The sequence below is a fragment of the Leifsonia sp. NPDC080035 genome (assembly GCF_040050925.1).
Classification (GTDB): Bacteria; Actinomycetota; Actinomycetes; order Actinomycetales; family Microbacteriaceae; genus Leifsonia.
Genome location: NZ_CP157390.1, coordinates 2,243,228 through 2,260,403, shown reverse-complemented (window position 1 = coordinate 2,260,403; position 17,176 = coordinate 2,243,228). Strand labels below are relative to the sequence as shown.

The 17,176-nt window shown below is 71.0% G+C and carries 14 protein-coding genes; 9 read left to right on the top strand and 5 right to left on the bottom strand.

What is annotated here, in order from left to right; genetic code table 11:
- Positions 1-215 precede the first annotated feature (215 nt).
- Complete coding sequence (locus AAME72_RS11085) at positions 216-1,361, bottom strand: DUF4185 domain-containing protein (RefSeq protein ID WP_348786621.1); 1,146 nt, start codon at positions 1,359-1,361, stop codon at positions 216-218.
- Between the two features lie 187 nt (positions 1,362-1,548).
- Between AAME72_RS11085 and AAME72_RS11080 the strand changes: the two genes are divergently transcribed.
- The 8 genes from AAME72_RS11080 to AAME72_RS11045 all read left to right on the top strand — a co-directional run bounded on the left by AAME72_RS11080 (position 1,549) and on the right by AAME72_RS11045 (position 11,760).
- Complete coding sequence (locus tag AAME72_RS11080) at positions 1,549-2,580, top strand: LacI family DNA-binding transcriptional regulator (protein WP_348786620.1); 1,032 nt, start codon at positions 1,549-1,551, stop codon at positions 2,578-2,580.
- 75 nt (positions 2,581-2,655) lie between these two features.
- Positions 2,656-3,573, top strand: a complete 918-nt coding sequence (locus AAME72_RS11075) for an ROK family protein (RefSeq protein WP_348786619.1) — start codon at positions 2,656-2,658, stop codon at positions 3,571-3,573.
- Positions 3,570-5,339 carry a class I mannose-6-phosphate isomerase gene (locus tag AAME72_RS11070; protein WP_348786618.1) on the top strand — a complete coding sequence of 590 codons (1,770 nt, stop codon included), beginning with the start codon at positions 3,570-3,572 and terminating at the stop codon, positions 5,337-5,339. Before AAME72_RS11075 ends, AAME72_RS11070 begins: the two co-directional genes overlap by 4 nt.
- Positions 5,340-5,486: 147 nt before the next feature.
- Positions 5,487-6,746 (top strand): extracellular solute-binding protein, encoded by a 1,260-nt coding sequence (locus tag AAME72_RS11065; protein WP_348786617.1) that lies wholly within the window; start codon positions 5,487-5,489, stop codon positions 6,744-6,746.
- On the top strand, positions 6,746-7,621 hold the full coding sequence (locus tag AAME72_RS11060; protein ID WP_348786616.1) for a sugar ABC transporter permease: 876 nt from the start codon (positions 6,746-6,748) through the stop codon (positions 7,619-7,621). The genes AAME72_RS11065 and AAME72_RS11060 overlap by 1 nt, the downstream gene beginning before the upstream one ends.
- Positions 7,622-7,628: 7 nt before the next feature.
- Positions 7,629-8,453, top strand: a complete 825-nt coding sequence (locus AAME72_RS11055) for a carbohydrate ABC transporter permease (protein ID WP_348786615.1) — start codon at positions 7,629-7,631, stop codon at positions 8,451-8,453.
- Between the two features lie 32 nt (positions 8,454-8,485).
- The gene (locus AAME72_RS11050; protein WP_348786614.1) at positions 8,486-10,594 is read left to right on the top strand and encodes a hypothetical protein; all 2,109 of its coding nucleotides are present in this window, start codon (positions 8,486-8,488) and stop codon (positions 10,592-10,594) included.
- Positions 10,591-11,760, top strand: coding sequence for an SGNH/GDSL hydrolase family protein (locus AAME72_RS11045; RefSeq protein ID WP_348786613.1), 1,170 nt, complete (start codon positions 10,591-10,593; stop codon positions 11,758-11,760). The genes AAME72_RS11050 and AAME72_RS11045 overlap by 4 nt, the downstream gene beginning before the upstream one ends.
- On the opposite strand, the gene AAME72_RS11040 is transcribed toward AAME72_RS11045, so the two are convergent.
- The 4 genes from AAME72_RS11040 to AAME72_RS11025 form a co-directional block, all read right to left on the bottom strand.
- A complete protein-coding gene (locus AAME72_RS11040; RefSeq protein ID WP_348786612.1) occupies positions 11,751-12,527 on the bottom strand; it encodes an alpha/beta hydrolase in 777 nt (258 codons plus the stop codon). The two genes, AAME72_RS11045 and AAME72_RS11040, sit on opposite strands and share 10 nt — an antisense overlap.
- Positions 12,524-14,143, bottom strand: coding sequence for a HAMP domain-containing sensor histidine kinase (locus AAME72_RS11035; RefSeq protein ID WP_348786611.1), 1,620 nt, complete (start codon positions 14,141-14,143; stop codon positions 12,524-12,526). The genes AAME72_RS11040 and AAME72_RS11035 overlap by 4 nt, the downstream gene beginning before the upstream one ends.
- On the bottom strand, positions 14,140-14,895 hold the full coding sequence (locus AAME72_RS11030; protein WP_348790118.1) for a response regulator transcription factor: 756 nt from the start codon (positions 14,893-14,895) through the stop codon (positions 14,140-14,142). The genes AAME72_RS11035 and AAME72_RS11030 overlap by 4 nt, the downstream gene beginning before the upstream one ends.
- Before the next feature lie 79 nt (positions 14,896-14,974).
- Entirely contained in the window at positions 14,975-15,493 is a 519-nt protein-coding gene (locus AAME72_RS11025; RefSeq protein WP_348786610.1) for a DUF6226 family protein, read from the bottom strand.
- Between the two features lie 110 nt (positions 15,494-15,603).
- Here AAME72_RS11025 and AAME72_RS11020 point away from each other — a divergent pair, with 110 nt between their 5' ends.
- On the top strand, positions 15,604-17,172 hold the full coding sequence (locus AAME72_RS11020) for an ABC transporter permease (protein WP_348786609.1): 1,569 nt from the start codon (positions 15,604-15,606) through the stop codon (positions 17,170-17,172).
- The last annotated feature ends 4 nt before the right edge of the window (positions 17,173-17,176 follow it).

Below are 17,176 nucleotides of genomic sequence, written 5' to 3'. Positions count from 1 at the left end.
GAAATGAAAAAAGCTCCGGCGCAGGGCACGGAGCTTGTCGACGCAGAGAACTGCGGGAAAACTTGCTTCATACACCTGCGCGGGCCCCCACCTGGATGGGACTTCGGACATGCGAACATGTCGACCAGCGGTCTTTGGCTTCGATAAGGGTACGGGATACCCGCGGCGCCGCGCAAATCGTGCGCCGCGGGTATCCCGTCAGCGGACGCTCCCGGTCACCCGAACCGCACGTCGATGTAGCGCGGGCGGTAGTTGTCGACGTCCCGGTAGACATCGGCGGTATCGAAGCTGTTCACGTTGTAGGTGACGAGCAGCGACCCCGACCGCGACAGCTCCGGGTGCGCCTTCGCGTTGTAAGTGAACACGTTGCCCGCGGTCTCGGGGGTCGTGTAGAGGAGCGTCTTCTGCGTGAACGGTCCGGTGGGCGACGCCGACCGGTAGAGCACGATGTGCGGGCTCAGGATCTCGGTGGAGTCACCGGTCACCAGCGCGAAGCCGCCCTGGAAGCGCGTGACGCTGTACTCGTTGGCGACGCCGCCCATCACGCGGGCCGACGCGGACTCGTCCGCGGACCATCCCGAGCCGCTCCAGAACTGCCACGGCGCCCGTGTCAGGCCGTTCGTGCGGACCCGGGCGACGTGCATGTACTTGGTCGACTGCAGGTCCTCGACGCCGTAGACGTAGGTCCACGGGCCCTGCTCGAGGATGGCCGACCCCCATTCCACGGTGCCCTCCGGCCGTGTGACCACGCCGTCCAGCCGCATGGTCGGCAGCGAGAACGAGGCGACGGCGCTGCCGACGTAGGCGAAGTCGAAGACGCCGGTGCCGGTCTTGCGGAAGTGCAGCAGCATCACCCTCAGGTGCGAGCCCTCGACCGTGCCGTCGCCGAACCAGTACCAGTCCTGCTGCTCGTCGCCGCCAGCGACCGTGACAAGCGACTGCGGGGCGGTCGCCGTCCCGCCCGTGTAGGTGGTCAGCCGGCCGCCGCGGTCGACGACGATCGAGTTGTGCACGAACGGGGAGTCGGCAGGGCGGGAGTGGTCGGGATTCACGGTGCCGAGGAACGTGTCCGAGTAGAGCCAGGCGACGCCGCCGCCGGGCAGCGGGACGCTGTACGCGGAGTCCGCGCCGGTCCACCTGCCCGCCGTGTCGCCGTAGTGCTCGAACCGGTCGGCGAGGCGCTGGTCGACGTCGGCCCCGGTCGGAGCGGATGGGGTCGAGGGACCCGCGCCGGCCGACGCCGGAGTGGGGGCCGCGGAGGATGGGGCCGCGGCGACGGGGGCCGCTCCGGCGGGGGCCGCGAGCAGGCCGACGGCGACCGTCCCGGCCGCGACAGCGGCGACCAGGGTCGAGGTGCGCACACTCCGGTGGGTGCGACGGGGATGGCGAGGCATGACACTCCGTTCGGTCGGCCGCGCTGGAGGGCGACGGCGCTGTCCTGATATCGTCTTGATATCGTTACCAATGCCCGACACCGTAGCACCGCGGGGCGCGGGACGGGAGAGCTTGGATAGGTTGGGTTGCGAAACGGCCCGCCGAAGGAGCGAGATGACCGAGACGCTGCCCGAGGGGCCGGCCAAGCAGCCGACCATCCGCGAGGTCGCCCTGCGCGCCGGCGTGAGCCCGATGACCGTCTCGCGCACCCTTGCGGGCGGCAAGAACGTGCGGCCCGACATGCAGGACCGCGTGCTCGAGGCCGTCGCTGCACTCGGCTACCACCGGAACGAGAACGCCAGGAGCCTGCGCCCTGGACACACGAGCGGCCTGATCGGCGTCGCCATCACGAACCTCGGCAACCCGTACTACGGCAACTTCGCGCTCGGCGTCGAGGAGGTCGCCGCGCAGTACGGCCGGCGCATCCTGCTCGGCAACACCGGCGAGGACATCGCCCGCGAACGCCTCGTGATCACCGACTTCATCGGCAGGCAGGTCGAGGGCCTGATCGTGGTGCCCTCAGGTGAGGACGCCGCGCACCTGCAGCCGGATGCGCTCCGGGAGACGCCGCTGGTGCTGGCGTCCAGGACCGTCGACGGCGTCCCGGCCGACTCCGTGGTGCTCGACGACGTCGGTGGCGCCCGGCGCGGCACGGCCGCCCTCATCCAGGCGGGCCACACCAGGATCGCGTACCTCGGCAACGTGACCAGCGTCTTCACCGGCAAGCGCCGCTTCGAGGGCTACTGCCAGGCGCTCGAGGAGGCCGGCATCCCGGTCGACCTCGGCATCGTCCGCCGCGGCCAGCAGGACGTCGACACCGCCTCGGCCGCGATGATCGAGCTGCTCGGCGCCGACAGCCCGCCCACGGCGGTGTTCTCCGCCAACAACCGGAACACCATCGGCGCCATCCGCGCGCTCGCCGGCCGGATGACCGGCGAGGGCCGATCGACGCTGCCCGCCATCGTGAGCTTCGACGACTTCGAGCTCGCCGAGCTCATGCCGATGCCGGTGACCGTGGTCATGCACGACCCGCGCGAGCTCGGCCGGCAGGCCGCCCGCCTGCTCTTCGATCGCCTGCTGGAGCGGCCGGATGGCGCGCCGCGCTCCGTCGAGATGCCGACACCACTGCGCGTCGCCCGCGACTGAGCCGCGCGACGCGGAGTTGACGCTGCGCGGCCGCGTGTGCGATGGTAACGATACCAACACGGGAAGGAGCCCGGGATGAGCACGCTGTGCATCGACCTCGGCGGCACCGAGATCAAGCTCGGAGTCCTCGACGGCGCGGCGGTCCTCGCCTCGGGCGCCCTCCCCAACACCGGCTCCGCCGCCGACCTCGGCGCGGTGCGGGACACCGCGACCGGCCTCGGCATCCCGTTCGACGCCGTCGCGATCGCCGTCCCCGGCGTCGTCGACCGCGCCTCGGCCTCGCTCGTCGCGGCCCACGGCAAGTACGGCTGGGCGCGCGGGATGGACCTCGACGCCTGGTCGCAGACCGCCTTCTCCCTTCCCGCGGTCGTCGAGAACGACGCCCGCGCCGCTCTTCTCGGCGAGGTCGTGCACGGCTGCGCCGCCGGTGCCCGCGACGCCGTCCTGGTGACACTGGGCACCGGCATCGGCACGGCCGCCATGATCGACGGCGAACTGCTGCGCGGCCGCCACGACCACGCCGGCATCCTCGGCGGCCACATCACCGTCGAGCTCGACGGGCCGCCCTGCACCTGCGGCAACATCGGCTGCGCGGAGGCGGTCGCGAGCACCTGGGCGCTCCAGCGCGATGCCGCCGCCGACGCCGTGCTCGGCGACGCGCTGCGCCGGGCCGACGGCGATGCTCCGGGCCTGCGCGAACTCGTCGAGCGCCGCGACGACCCCGCGGTCGGCGCCGAGTTCGAGCGCTTCGTCGGCGCCTGGGCCGCGACCATCGTCGGGATGTGCCACGCATACGACCCGGACGTCGTCGTCGTCTCCGGGGGCGCGATGCGCGCCGCCGACGTGCTCCTCCCCCGCCTCGAGGCGCTGGTGCACGCCCACCTCTGGTCCTCCTCCCACCGACCGCCCATCGTCACCCCACCGGAGCCGGAGCACTCGGTGCTCCTCGGACTCTCCGCGGCGTCCCGCCGACCCAGAAAGGATCCCTCGTGACATCCCGATCCAGCTACGACCGACAGCCGACCATCCCGCTCCCGGCCGGCAGCTCCGTCTGGAGCGGCGCGGAGGCGTGGGCCCGGCTGGACGAGAGCGCGCGCCAGGCCTCCGGCGGGGCGCCGATCATCGAGGTGGACTGCTACCCCGGCGTCGACGTGCCCGCACTCGTCGCCGAGCTGCGGGAGGCGCTGCCCGACTACACGGTGATCGACATGGAGGACGCGGCGAAGCCGGCCGAACAGCTGGAGGCGATGATCGCCCGCAACCTCACCGACGACCGGGTGTTCGGGGTGATGAGCCACTTCACGCTCGACGAGTTCTACATCCGCGCGGAGCTCGATGCGCTCGGCGCGGCCGTCGCCGCATCGCACCGCCCGACGGTCCTGGTCGGCTGGGGCGCCTCGCTCGTCCCCGTGCCGCACGCGACGCTCGTCCTCGCCGACCTCGCCCGCTGGGAGATCCAGCGCCGCCAGCGCGCAGGCGCCACCAACTGGCACACCGCGAACGCCGGCGAGGACAACCTGCGCAAGTACAAGCGCGGCTTCTTCGTGGAGTGGCGCACCGCCGACCGGCACAAGCGCGGGCTGTTCGACCGGGTCGACTTCGTGCTCGACACCAACACCAGCATCGCCGGGGCGGGGCTGATCACCGGCGACGCGTTCCGCGGCGCCCTCGCCGCAGCGGTGACGACGCCGTTCCGGGTCGTCCCGTTCTTCGACCCCGGCGTGTGGGGCGGCCAGTGGATGAAGGAGAAGCTGGACCTCGATCCGTCCGTGGACAACTACGCGTGGTGCTTCGACTGCGTGCCGGAGGAGAACTCCCTGCTGCTGGAGGCGGACGGCCGCGTCGTCGAGATCCCCGCGATGGACCTGGTGCTCACCCGGCCGCGCGAGCTGCTCGGAGCGAAGACGTTCGCGCGCTTCGGCGCGGAGTTCCCCATCCGCTTCGACTTCCTGGACACGATGGAGGGCGGCAACCTCTCGCTGCAGGTGCACCCGCTGACCGACTACATCCTCGACACCTTCGGGATGCACTACACGCAGGACGAGAGCTACTACCTGCTCGACGCGACGGACGACGCGGTCGTCTACCTCGGCACCAAGGAGGGCGTCGATCCCGCCGAGATGCTGGGCGCGCTGGAGGCGGCAGCCGACCCGGAGACGCCGTTCGACGCCGAGAAGTACGTGAACCGGTTCCCTGCGCGCAAGCACGATCACTTCTCGATCCCCGCCGGCACCGTGCACGCGTCCGGAGCGGACTCGATGGTGCTCGAGATCTCCGCGACGCCGTTCATCTTCACCTTCAAGCTCTGGGACTGGGGACGCGTCGGCCTGGACGGCATCCCCCGCCCTGTCCACCTGGAGCACGGCCGCAACAACATCCAGTGGGACCGCGACACCGACTGGGTGCGCGAGAACCTCCTCGACCAGGTCGAGCTGATCTCGGACGAGGGCGGCGTGCGCGAGGAGCGGACGGGGCTGCACGCGCTCGAGTTCCTGGAGGTGCGCAGGCACTGGTTCTCCGAGGAGGCGCACCACGACACCGAGGGCACCGTGAACGTGCTGAACCTGGTCGAGGGCGACGCCGTCGACGTGGTCAGCCCCTCCGGCGCCTTCCCCCCGTACCGGGTCCACTACGCCGAGACGTTCATCGTTCCGGCCGCGGTCGGCCCCTTCATCGTCCGCCGTGCGGCGGGCTCCACGAGCACGACCTTCGCCACCGTGAAGGCCTCCGTGCGCGGCACCGTCACCACCGACAACTGAATACGCACCAGCCACCCCTGCTCCTTGCAGCGCCCGGACACGCCTGGTAGTTTTTCCCCAGGCGGTTTGGTAACGATACCAACGCATCCCGGGCAGCGAGGGACCACAGTACCCGGCCCATCGCCGGACCCGAACAAGGGAGTTCACATGTTCAAGAAACGCACCCTGGCGCTCGCGGCCTCCGCGCTGGCGGCGGGACTGCTGCTGGCCGGATGCTCCGGCAACGGCTCCAGCGGCGGCACGACGGGCACGCTCAAGTTCTACACGGACAAGGCCGCCTGGAAACCCCAGTTCCAGTCGCTGAACCCGACGTCGCAGAAGGACGTCAAGATCTCGCTCAGCACCACCGGGTACTCGGACGAGAACCAGTACCAGGCGTTCGTCAAGCAGTCCTTCCGCACACAGCAGAGCCCCGGCCTGTTCACCTGGGCGACCGGCGACCAGCTCACGCAGCTCGTCGACCAGAAGCTGGTGGCCGACACCTCCTCCATCTGGAAGGGCGCGATCGCCGACGGGTCGGTGAGCAAGGACCTGGAGAAGTACTACACGTTCGACGGGAAGCAGTACTGCGTCCCCATGAACATCGCCTACTGGGTCATGTACTACAACAAGAAGATCTTCGACAAGTACGACATCCAGAAGCCCACCTCCTGGCAGGAGCTGATGGACGACGCCGCGAAGCTCAAGCAGAACGGGGTGACGCCGTTCTACCAGACCAGCACCCTGTTCACCTTCCCCTGGTTCGAGACCCTCGTGGCCGGCACCGACCCGAAGCTCTACAACGGGCTCTCCGACGGCTCGGTGAAGTACACCGACCCGCGCATCGTCGACATCATGAACACCTGGCTCGACCAGGAGAAGAAGGGCTGGTTCAGCGACGCGGGAAGCAAGACCGATCCCGCCCAGATGCTGAAGCAGGGCGACATGGCGATGATCAACTTCGGCACGTTCTTCGGGGCATCCCTCGACGGCGTGGGGATGAAGGCGGGCACCGACTACGACTACTTCATCATCCCGGCGGTCGACCCGAGCCTCAGCAAGACGCCGGTGCCGGTGGAGACCGGACCGATGTGCGTCGCGCAGAGCTCGAAGCAGAAGGACCTCGGCCTCGCCTACTCGAAGTGGTGGATGACGCCGGGCGCCCAGACGGCGTGGAGCAACGCGCGCGGCGACGTGCCGTTCAACCCGAAGGCCGAGGTGAAGGACGAGGGCCTCAAGAAGCTCGGCGAGGACGTCGCCGGCGGCGACTACCAGCTGGTGACGCGCTACTTCGAGGCGGCTCCCACGCCGATCCTCAACGTCGCGCTTGAGGAGTTCGGTGCGTTCTCGGCCAACCCGGGAGACCCGAAGCCGTTCCTGCAGAAGATCCAGGACGCCGCCGACAAGTACTGGGCGAGCAAGAAGTAGTGAGCGACGCCCGACCGCAGTACCGCTGGGCCGCCCGGGGCTTCATCGCCCCGGGCGTGCTCCTGGTGTCCGTCCTGCTCTACCTGCCCCTGCTCTGGACCGTCTTCCTCAGCTTCACCGACTACAACGGCCTCGGCGACCCCACCTGGGCCGGCCTCTCGAACTACCAGACGATGTTCGAGGACCCGGACTTCCTCAACTCCGTCTTCAACACGCTGCTCTGGGTGGTCGGGACCCTCATCATCCCCGTCGGGCTCGGCCTCGGCCTCGCGCTGCTGACCTTCAACCTGAAGGGCGGCGTCTGGCTGCGGCTGCCGTTCCTGATCCCGTACGCGATCTCCGGCATCGGGGTCGGCCTGATCTGGTCGTTCGTGCTGCAGAGCAACGGCGCCCTCGACCAGGCCCTGCACTTCTTCGGCGTCGCCCACACGCCGCGCTGGCTGCTGGATGCGCCGCTCAACACCGTCGTGATGATCGTCGCGGCGGCGTGGCAGGGCGTCGGCGTCAACGCGCTGCTGTTCACGATCGGCCTGCAGTCCATCCCCAAGGAGCCCCTGGAGGCGGCACGCCTGGACGGCGCCCGCGGCTTCCGGCTGTTCGGCAGCATCCTCTGGCCGATGCTGCGCCCGCTGACCACCGTCGTCATCGGCCTCTCGATCGTGGCCAGCCTGAAGACCTTCGACATCGTCCTCGGGATGACCAAGGGCGGCCCCGGCCGGGTGTCCGAGACGCTCGCCCTCACCATGTACAACGACACGTTCGTCGACAGCCAGTACGGCCTCGGCTCCGCCATCGCGGTGTTCCTGACCGTGGTGACCCTGCTCGCGTCCATCCTGTACCTGCGGCAGCAGCTCTCGAAGAAGAACGAGTTCTAGGAGAACCATGGCGTCCACCGCATCCCGCATCGTCAGGACGACCGTCCTGGTCGTCTTCGGCATCATCTGGCTGCTGCCGGTCTACCTGCTCGTCATCAACGCCAGCAAGTCGCCGCAGGCCTACGACTCCAACCAGTCCTGGATCCCCACCGGGATGGACCTGCTGTCGAACATGGCCGAGGCCTGGCAGCTCAGCAACCTCGGCGACAGCATCGCGAGCACGGTGATCTACGCCGTCGTCTCGCCCCTCATCGCCGTGATCGTCGGCGCCGCAGCCGGGTTCGCGATCGTCGCGCTCGGGCTCAGGCGCGGGTTCTTCTGGTTCGCGTTCATCTTCGGAGGGACGGTGTTCCCGCTGCAGATGATCCTGCTGCCGCTGTTCGACGGCTACTCGCGCGTCGGGCTGTTCGACACCCAGGTCGGCATGATCATCGTCTACACCGTGATCTCCATCCCGTTCAGTGCGTTCGTGATGCGCAACTTCTTCACGGGGATCGCGCACAACGTGTTCGAGGCGGCCGTGGTCGACGGCGCATCCACCTGGCGGATCTTCACGCGGATCTACCTGCCGATGGCATCGAGCGCCCTGGTGGCGGTCTTCATCCTGCAGGCCACGTTCATCTGGAACGACCTGCTGCTGGGTCTGACGCTCGCCCAGTCCGACAACGTGCGGCCCATCGTCACCACCCTGAGCGGGATGCAGAGCACCTACGGCGGCGCGCAGCTCTCCACGGTGCTGGCGGCGGGCATCCTGGTGTCCCTGCCGACCGTGGTGCTGTTCCTGTTCACTCAGAAGTTCTTCTCCCGCGGCCTGGCGCTCGGTCAGTACTGACCGGGCCCGCCGCCACGACCCCTGGAGCGCCGATGCCCCGCACCATCCCGACCGTCGCCGACCTCGCCGCCGACCCGGTCAGCCACCACTACGACGACCTCATCGCACCCTCCGGCCTGACCAACGCGATCGGGACGGTGACGGTCGGACACGACCTCGTCGGGCTCTCGTCCGTCACCTTCCCGCCGGTGTCGCAGGGTCTCGCGAAGACGGCGGCGCTCTTCGTGGACGGCCGCGTGTTCGAGTCGTACGGCGTGCCGATCACGCACGCCTGGCGTCCCGACCGGGTCGTGCGCACGGCCGTGCTCGACGGGCTGGAGCTGGAGACGGTGACCGTCTGCGTTCCCGGCGAGCCGGCGGTCGCCGTCGACATCCGGGTGCGCAACACCTCGGTCGCCCCGCGCAGCACCAGGATCGGCCTGGCGCTCGCGGCGCGGGTCACGCGTGCCGAAGGGTCGTGGGGGGACGCGGAGTCCCCGAACCTGCACAACACCGCGACGGTGCTCGACCCGGCGGGGCGGCTCTCGTTCACCGACGCCGGGCGCACCGCGGTCAGCGTCCAGGGCGTCGACGCGCCGGGGGCGGCGCGGATCAGCGCCGTGCCGCCGTCGCCCGTCGACGGGTTCGAGGTCGGCATCGGCGGCGCAGGACGCGGCGGCGAGGTGGAGGTGGTGCTCGAGCTCGCGCCGGGGGCGACCGGCCGCGTCGGCTACGTGCACGCCGTCGCCGAGCGCGCCGCGGACGCCGAGGCCGCGTTCGAGCGCGTGGCCGACGACGTGCCGGCGGCCGTCGACGCCGCCGAAGAGTTCTGGAACAGCCGGCTCGCGGCCGCGTTCACGCCGGGCAACGCCGAGTTCTCCGGCCACCTGCCCGTGCTGGAGACGACCTCCGACGAGCTCCGGCGCCTCTACTGGTGGGGCGCCCTCGGCGTGATCTGGTTCCGCCGCGACTACCCGGGCTCGGTGCTCGGCCGCAGCTACGACACCCTGATGCCGAACTACTGGGCGACCACCACGTTCATCTGGGACTACTCGCTGAGTTCGGTCGTGCACGCCCTGCTCGACCCCGCCGAGATGCGCGGCCAGCTGCTGCACTGGATCGAGAGCGACATCCACACCCACTTCGGCACCTCCGCGCTCACCGGCGCACCGGTCGGCCGCTGGTACTCGGTGAACGACTACGCGATGACGAGGATGGTCGCCGACTACGTCCGCTACTCCGGCGACACGGCGTTCCTCGACGTCGAGGTGGCCGGTCGCGGCGTGCTCGATCACGTCGTGGAGTGGGCGGAGGCGTGGCGGGGGCTCCGCGTCGCCGGCGAGCTGGCCGACTACGGCGAGATCGACAACCTCCTGGAGTGCGTCAGCTCGTACACGCACGAGGTCGCCAGCCTGAACGCCGCGAACGTCTGGAACCTGCGGACCGCGGCCGACCTGCTCGAGCTGCGCGGCCGCACCGGTCCGGCCGAGGAGCTGCGCCGGTCGGCCGACGCGCTCCTCCCGCACGTCCGCTCCCTCTACATCGACGGCGCCGGGCACTTCGCCGCCGGCCAGCCCGACGGCGGCCGCATCCCGGTCAAGCACTGCTACGACTTCAACATCGTCGGCACCACCATCGCGAGCGACCTGGAGCCGCGGGTGCGCGAGGAGATGGTCTCGTTCTTCCGCCACGACCTGCAGACCGAGAACTGGATGCGCGCCCTCTCCCCCTGGGACCCGGACGCCAGCTTCAGCGTCCGCCCCGACCACCAGTGGAACGGGGCGTACCCGGCGTGGCCGGCGGACGCCGCGCGGGCGCTGATCGAGCTCGGCGCCGCCGACATCGCGCTGCCGTGGCTCGGCGGCCTCGCCCGCACCGCGAACCAGGGCCCTCCCGGCCAAGCTCACTTCGTCGAGGAGGCGCTGCCGGGCATCGGAGGCGGCGCGCGGAAGGCGCCGCCGCAGCTGCCCTACATCAACGACTGGGCGTGCTCGTCCGCCGGGGCCTGGGTGGCGCTCGTGATCGAGTCGGTCTTCGGGGCGCGCGCGGCGGTCGGCGGCGGCCTTCAGGTCGACGGCTGCGTCCACCGGCTCGATCCCGACGCCGTGCTCGCCGGCCTTCGCGTCGGCGGGACGGAGCACACCGTCCGGGCGCGGGCATGATCGACGTCGAACTCGACCCGTCCCGCGGCGGGCCCGTCGCGATCCGCGGTGCCGTCGGGGTCGAACGCGGCGAGCGCGGGCTGCTGCCGCGGCGGGTGCGCGCCGACCAGTGGTCGCGCATCCCGGACGACTTCATGCTCGCCTCCGTCTCGCAGTGCGCCGGCGTCCGGCTGGCCTTTCGCACCGCGGCGACGGCGATCGAGCTGACCGTCAACGGGACCAAGATGGTCGAGGACGAGCGGGTCCCGCTCCCAGCGAGCGGGTACGAGCTTGTGGTCGACGGCCGGCTGGAGCAGACCCGGGCCTCCGTCGCCGGCTCCCGCTTCGTCTTCAGCTTCGAGCGGCCGTCGGCGTACCGCGTTCCGGGCGACGACGACGTTCTGCGTTTCGACGGGCTCCGCGGCGGGGTGAAGGACGTCGAGCTGTGGCTGCCATACACCGACGAGGTGGAGCTGATCGCCCTGCGCGCCGACGCACCGGTCTCGCCGCCCGCCCCTCCGGTCGGGCGGCGATGGCTGCACCACGGCAGCTCGATCAGTCACGGCTACATCGCGACGCGGATCGGCGCGACCTGGCCGGTGGCCGTCGCGCGCTCGACCGGCGTCGAACTCACGAGCGCGGCGTTCTCGGGCAACGCGCTGCTTGACCAGCTGACCGCGCGCACCATGCGGGACACCCCGGCGGATCTCATCAGCGTCAAGGTCGGCATCAACGTGGTCAACGGCGACCTGATGCGGGCGCGCATCTTCCGCTCCGCCGTGCACGGCTTCCTGGACACCCTCCGCGACGGCCACCCGGACGTTCCGCTGCTCGTCGTCTCGCCGATCTTCTGCGCGCCGGTGGAGGAGCTGCCCGGTCCGACGATGCAGGACCCGTCGCGCCCGGAGCTCTGGAACATCACGCGCGGACGCGCGGAGGAGCTGGCCGAGGGCAAGCTCAGCCTGGGCGTCATCCGCGACGAGCTGAGCCGCATCGTGCACCTGCGCTCGGCCGAGGATCCAGCCATCCACTACCTCGACGGCCACGCCCTGTACGGGCCGGCCGACGCCACCACGTCGCCGCTGCCGGACAACCTGCATCCCGGCGACGACGTGCAGGCCCTGATGGCGGAGCGGTTCGCGCGGCTGGTGTTCGGGCAAGGCGGGCCGTTCGCGGCTCAGGGCTGACGGCGCAGGAACGCTCCGACGTCACCCGCGAATCGCGGGTGCAGCGGGGTTCCGGCGTGCGAGCGGTTCGGGTAGACGATGTGCGTCGCGTCCGGGAGCCGCCGCACGGTGTCGGCGGCGACCGCGGGCGGGTAGAAGCGGTCGCGGCCGCCGGAGACGACGAGCACCGGGACGCGCACACGGCCGAGACTCTCGCGCACGTCGTAGCCGTCCTCCGCCTCCACGAGAGCGCGGAGGCCCGCGCGGTCGGCGGGCGCCGGAACCACACGGGAGGCGACCCGGACCGCGGGGGCGAGCAACGGCGCGTCCATCGTCGCGACGGCCAGCTGCTCGGTCGCCTCCTTGTGCCCGTCCGCGAGGAGGTCGGAGTAGCGGCGCTGGACGGCCCTGCCCTCCGCGCCCAGCGTCGCGGCGCCGGCGGCGACGACGAGCGAGCTGACGAGCTCCGGGTGATCGGTCGCCAGCTGGAGGGCGATGCTCGCGCCGGTGGAGACGCCCATCAGCGCGGCGGGACCGTCGAAGCGGCGGCGGATCAGGTCGGCGTAGACGTCCGCGATGCCGGCCATGCTCGTTCCCGGCCGGATGCGGACAGGGCGGCCGATGGCGTGCACGCGGCGGCTGCGGGCGGGGCCCCGCACGATGATCCGCTCGGTGAGGGCGTCCAGCCCGCGCGCCCGTCCCGGTTCCGACGGCAGCCCGCGCAGGTACACGAGCGGGGGAGCCGCTGGATGCCCATACGCGACGGCCGGGACGAGCACGTCGCTCATTCGCCGGGGCTCTCCGGCTCGGCCGGGGCGGACGCCACCTCCGCCGGCCGTTCCCCTGCGGCAGCGGTCTCCGGGAGTGCGAGCGGCAGCCGCACGGTGAACACGGTGTCCCCCGCCACGCTCCGCACCTCGACCGTGCCGCGATGCGCCTCCACCACCGCCTGCACGATGGCGAGCCCGAGGCCCGTCGAACCGGTCGCCCGGTTGCGCGAGCTGTCGCCACGGGCGAAGCGCTCGAACAGCGTCGACTCCAGCCCCTCGGGGATGCCCGGCCCGTCGTCCGCGACCGTGATCACCGCCTGCCCGGCATCCGCGTCGACGGCGAGCGCCGCGGTCACCGTGGTCCCGTCCGGCGTGTGGACGCGCGCGTTCGCCAGCAGGTTCATCATCACCTGGTGCAGGCGCGGCGCGTCGCCCGGCACCTCCACCGGCTCCTCCGGCAGCTGGATGCGCCAGGTGTGCCCCGGGCCGGCCGCGTGCGCATCGCTCACGGCGTCGATGAGCAGCAGCGAGAGGTCCACCGGGTCGTGATCGAGCTCGCGGCCCTCGTCGAGCCGGGCCAGCAGCAGCAGGTCCTCGACGAGCGAGGTCATCCTCGTCGCCTCCGACTCGATGCGGCCGAGGGAGCGGGTGACGTCGTTCGGCAGCTCGTGCGGCGAGCGCCGGGTCAGCTCGGCGTAGCCCCGGATGGACGCGAGGGGCGTGCGCAGCTCGTGGCTCGCGTCCGCCACGAACTGGCGGACCTTCTGCTCGCTCGCCTGCCGCGCGGTGAGGGCGGACGCGACGTGACCGAGCATCCTGTTCAGGGCGGCCCCCACCGTGCCGACCTCGGTGTGCGGGTCGGTGTCCTCCTCGGGAACGCGCACCGACAGGGCGACGTCGCCGCGGTCGAGCGGCATGTTCGCCACCTGCTCGGCGGTCCCCGCGACCCGCTCCAGTGGACGCATCGCCAGCCGGACGACGACGTTCGCGATCAGGAAGGCGAAGACAAGGCCTGCGAGCGTGACGAGCACGATGACCAGGGTGAGCTGTCCAACGGTGGCCTGCACGTCGCTGAGCGGCAGCCCGATGATGACGCTGTCCCCGTTCTGCAGCGGGTAGGCCGCGACGCGGTAGTCGCCGAGGTTGCCGAGCGTGATCGTGCGGGCGTTGCCGTCCGCGGGCAGGGCGCGCAGCGCCTCCGCCGGCAGGACGCCGACGTCGCGTGGAGCGGCGGGCTGGTTGTTCGTGCTGTCCGACTGACGGTCGGTGAGGATGACGGGGAAGAGGAACGAGTCCCCACTGCGGATGGTGCCGAACGTGCCGGTCGGCTGTCCCGGCGCCGCGACGATGCGGATGCCGTCCGGGCCGGTCGGCGACGTGCCGAACAGGTTGTCCGCCGTGTGCTGACCGCGGACGAGCGCGCTGGTCAGCTGCTGGTCGAGCCGCGTCATCAGGTAGTTCTGCAGCGCGAGGACGCTGACGGTGCCGATCACGGCGCCGAGCACCGCGAGCATCGCGACCACGACGAGGACGACGCGGCTACGGAGCGTCCACGTCTTGAAGGGCCGGGGACGCGGGAACCGGCCGCGGGTGCGGCCGGAGGTCGGGGCGCCCGCCTCGCGGGCTGCGGTCATTGCGCCGCCTTCACCATGTAGCCGGCGCCGCGGACCGTGTGGATCATGGGGGCGCGCCCGGCGTCGATCTTCTTGCGCAGGTAGGAGATGTAGAGCTCGACGACACTGGAGGAGCCGCCGAAGTCGTAGCTCCACACCCGGTCGAGGATCTGCGCCTTGCTGAGCACGCGGCGCGGGTTGCGCATCAGGAAGCGCAGCAGCTCGAACTCGGTCGCGGTCAGCTGGATGGGCTCGCCGTCGCGGTGCACCTCGTAGCTGTCCTCGTCGAGGACCAGGTCGCCCACGATGAGCACCGGGTCGTCCTGGTCGGCGACCGCGGCGCGGGACCGGCGCAGCAGCCCGCGCAGGCGCGCGACCAGTTCCTCCAGGCTGAACGGCTTCGTGACGTAGTCGTCGCCGCCCGCGGTGAGGCCGGCGATGCGGTCGTCGAGCGAGTCCTTCGCGGTGAGGAACAGCACGGGCGCCTCGTTGCCGTCGGCGCGCATCCGGGAGAGCACCTGGAGGCCGTCGATGTCCGGCAGCATGATGTCGAGCACGACCACGTCCGGCTTGAACTCGCGCGAGAGCTGCAGAGCCTGCTGCCCCGTCGACGCGGTCTTCACTTCCCAGTCCTCGTAGTGGAGGGCCATCGCCAGGAGGTCGGTGAGCGTCGCCTCGTCGTCGACGACGAGCACGCGGATGCTGCTGCCGTCCGCTCGGCGCAGAAGTGAGCGCGGCTGGCTGGACGGGGTGGAGGCGGCTCGAGCGTTCATGGTCACCTTTCCCATTATCTGGAGCGCCCTTGACGGCGACTTTGCGAAACCTATGGACAGTCTGTGAGGCGAGACACCCTCAGGTCCATGCCGACCAGCGTCCACCCTCCGGGATGCGTGCGCGTGCCTCGGCGAGCTGTGCCGCGCTGAGGAGCCGCCCGCCGACCACGGCGAACACGAACTGCTCCAGCTCTTCGACCGCGGCGAGGACGTCCTCGTCGCACGCGTCGCAGCCGCAGTGCGGGGCGACGTGCGCCGCGAGCGCGCCAGCGCCCACGATCACGCCCGGGAAGTCGGTGAACTCGAACGTGAGCGGCGCGGCCGTCGGATCCATCGGTGTCACCCGCACGATGCGCTCGGCGGTCGTGCCCGCTGTCCCCCCGTCCGGCGGGAGCTCCTCGACCGTGACGGTGTACGTGGCGGCGAGCCAGTCCACGAGGGCGCGGGCCACGTCGTGCAGCGGCCGGTACCGCTCCGTGTTGCTCGTGCGCGAATACGCCTCATCGGGCGGAGAGCCCTCCCACCGATGCCCGTACGGGATGGGCCTGCCGCCGCCGTCCACGAACGTCCGCTCCCGGACCACTGGGCGCTGATACACGATCCCTCCTCGCACTCGGCAAAACCATAGCTTCGCCATAGAACCCGGAAAAGGGGCGGACTTAGCGTCCAGTCGACCCATTCGTCGAATCCCCAGAGATATGGAAGCCAATGTTCGGGACATATCTGCGGCGCGAGTTGCTCAATCGCCGCAAGCAGACGGTCATCATCGCGATCGGCATGGCCCTCGCGATCGCGCTCGTCATCATCGTCAACGCGGTCTCCGCCGGTGTCAAGGAGGCGCAGGCGAGTGTCCTGCAGTCCGTCTACGGAGTCGGGACCGACATCACCATCACCCAGCCGGCGACGGCCCAGAACGCCACCGCCCAGCAGGGCGAGGGCGGCGGTCCGCGGTTCGACTTCGGCGCGAACGCCGGGAAGGACACCGGCACCGGCCGGAGCGTCAACACCTCTCGGCTGGAGCCCACTCGCGGCGCGACCGTCATGGATGCGAGCACCCTGACCACCGCCGAGAAGGTGCAGAACGTCTCCGCCGCCGCGGCCGTCCTCTCCCTCACCAACACCAGTTTCAGCGGCACGCTGCCGAACTTCCAGCAGATGCGCGAGCAGCGGGAGGCCGGCGGCACGGCCGCGCAGCCCACCGCCCCGCCCACCGGCGGAGCGGACGGCGCGGGCGGCAGCTCGTTCACCGTCGACTCGTTCTCCGTGATGGGGCTCGACCCCGCGGGCAAGTCGGTCGGACCGCTCTCCTCCGTCACCCTCTCCAGCGGGCGGACCTTCACCTCCGCCGACGCGGGCAAGGACATCGTCGTGCTCGACGCGGCCTACGCCAAGACCGCCGGCAAAGCGGTCGGCGACACAATCACGATCGGCGGCACGAACTTCACCGTCGTCGGCGTCGTCACCGCCACCGGAGCGGACTCGACCACCGCGTCGAACGCCTACATCCCGCTGGATGTGGCGCAGAAGCTCTCCGGCCAGACCGGCAAGGTCTCCGCCGTCTACGTCACCGCCGCATCCGCCAGCGACATCGACCAGATCAAGACGGACCTCACGAAGTCGATCTCCGGCGCGACGGTCAGCACCCAGGCCGACCTCGCCTCCAGCGTCTCGGGCTCGCTCGGCAGCGCGGGACAGCTCATCGCCAACCTCGGCACCTGGCTGTCGGTCATCGTGCTCGCCGCGGCGTTCCTGATCGCGATCCTGTTCACCATCTCGGGCGTCGCCCGGCGCACCCGCGAGTTCGGCACGCTCAAGGCGATCGGCTGGTCCAACCGCCGCATCGTCGGTCAGGTCGCCGGCGAGTCGGTCGTGCAGGGGCTCATCGGCGGCGTCATCGGCGTCGCGGTCGGTCTCGTCGGCGTCCTGATCGTGAACGTGATCTCCCCCACCCTGACCGGCAGCATCGGCTCCGGCTTCGCCGAGGCTGCCGGTCAGCGGACCGGAGCGGGCGCGGGCGGTGCCGGCACCGGAACGTCCGGAGGCGGCGAGGGCGGTTTCGGGGCCGCGGGCGGCTTCGGTGGTGGCGGCGGCGCCTTCGCCGGCGCCCGGCGGGCCGCATCCACATCCGCGGACATCGCCCTGCACGCCCCGGTGACCGTCTGGATCATCGTCGGCGCCGTGGCCCTCGCCGTGATCGGCGGCCTGCTCGCCGGTGCCATCGGCGGCTGGCGCGCCTCCCGCCTCCGCCCCGCCGCCGCCCTGCGCTCGGTCGCCTGACCAG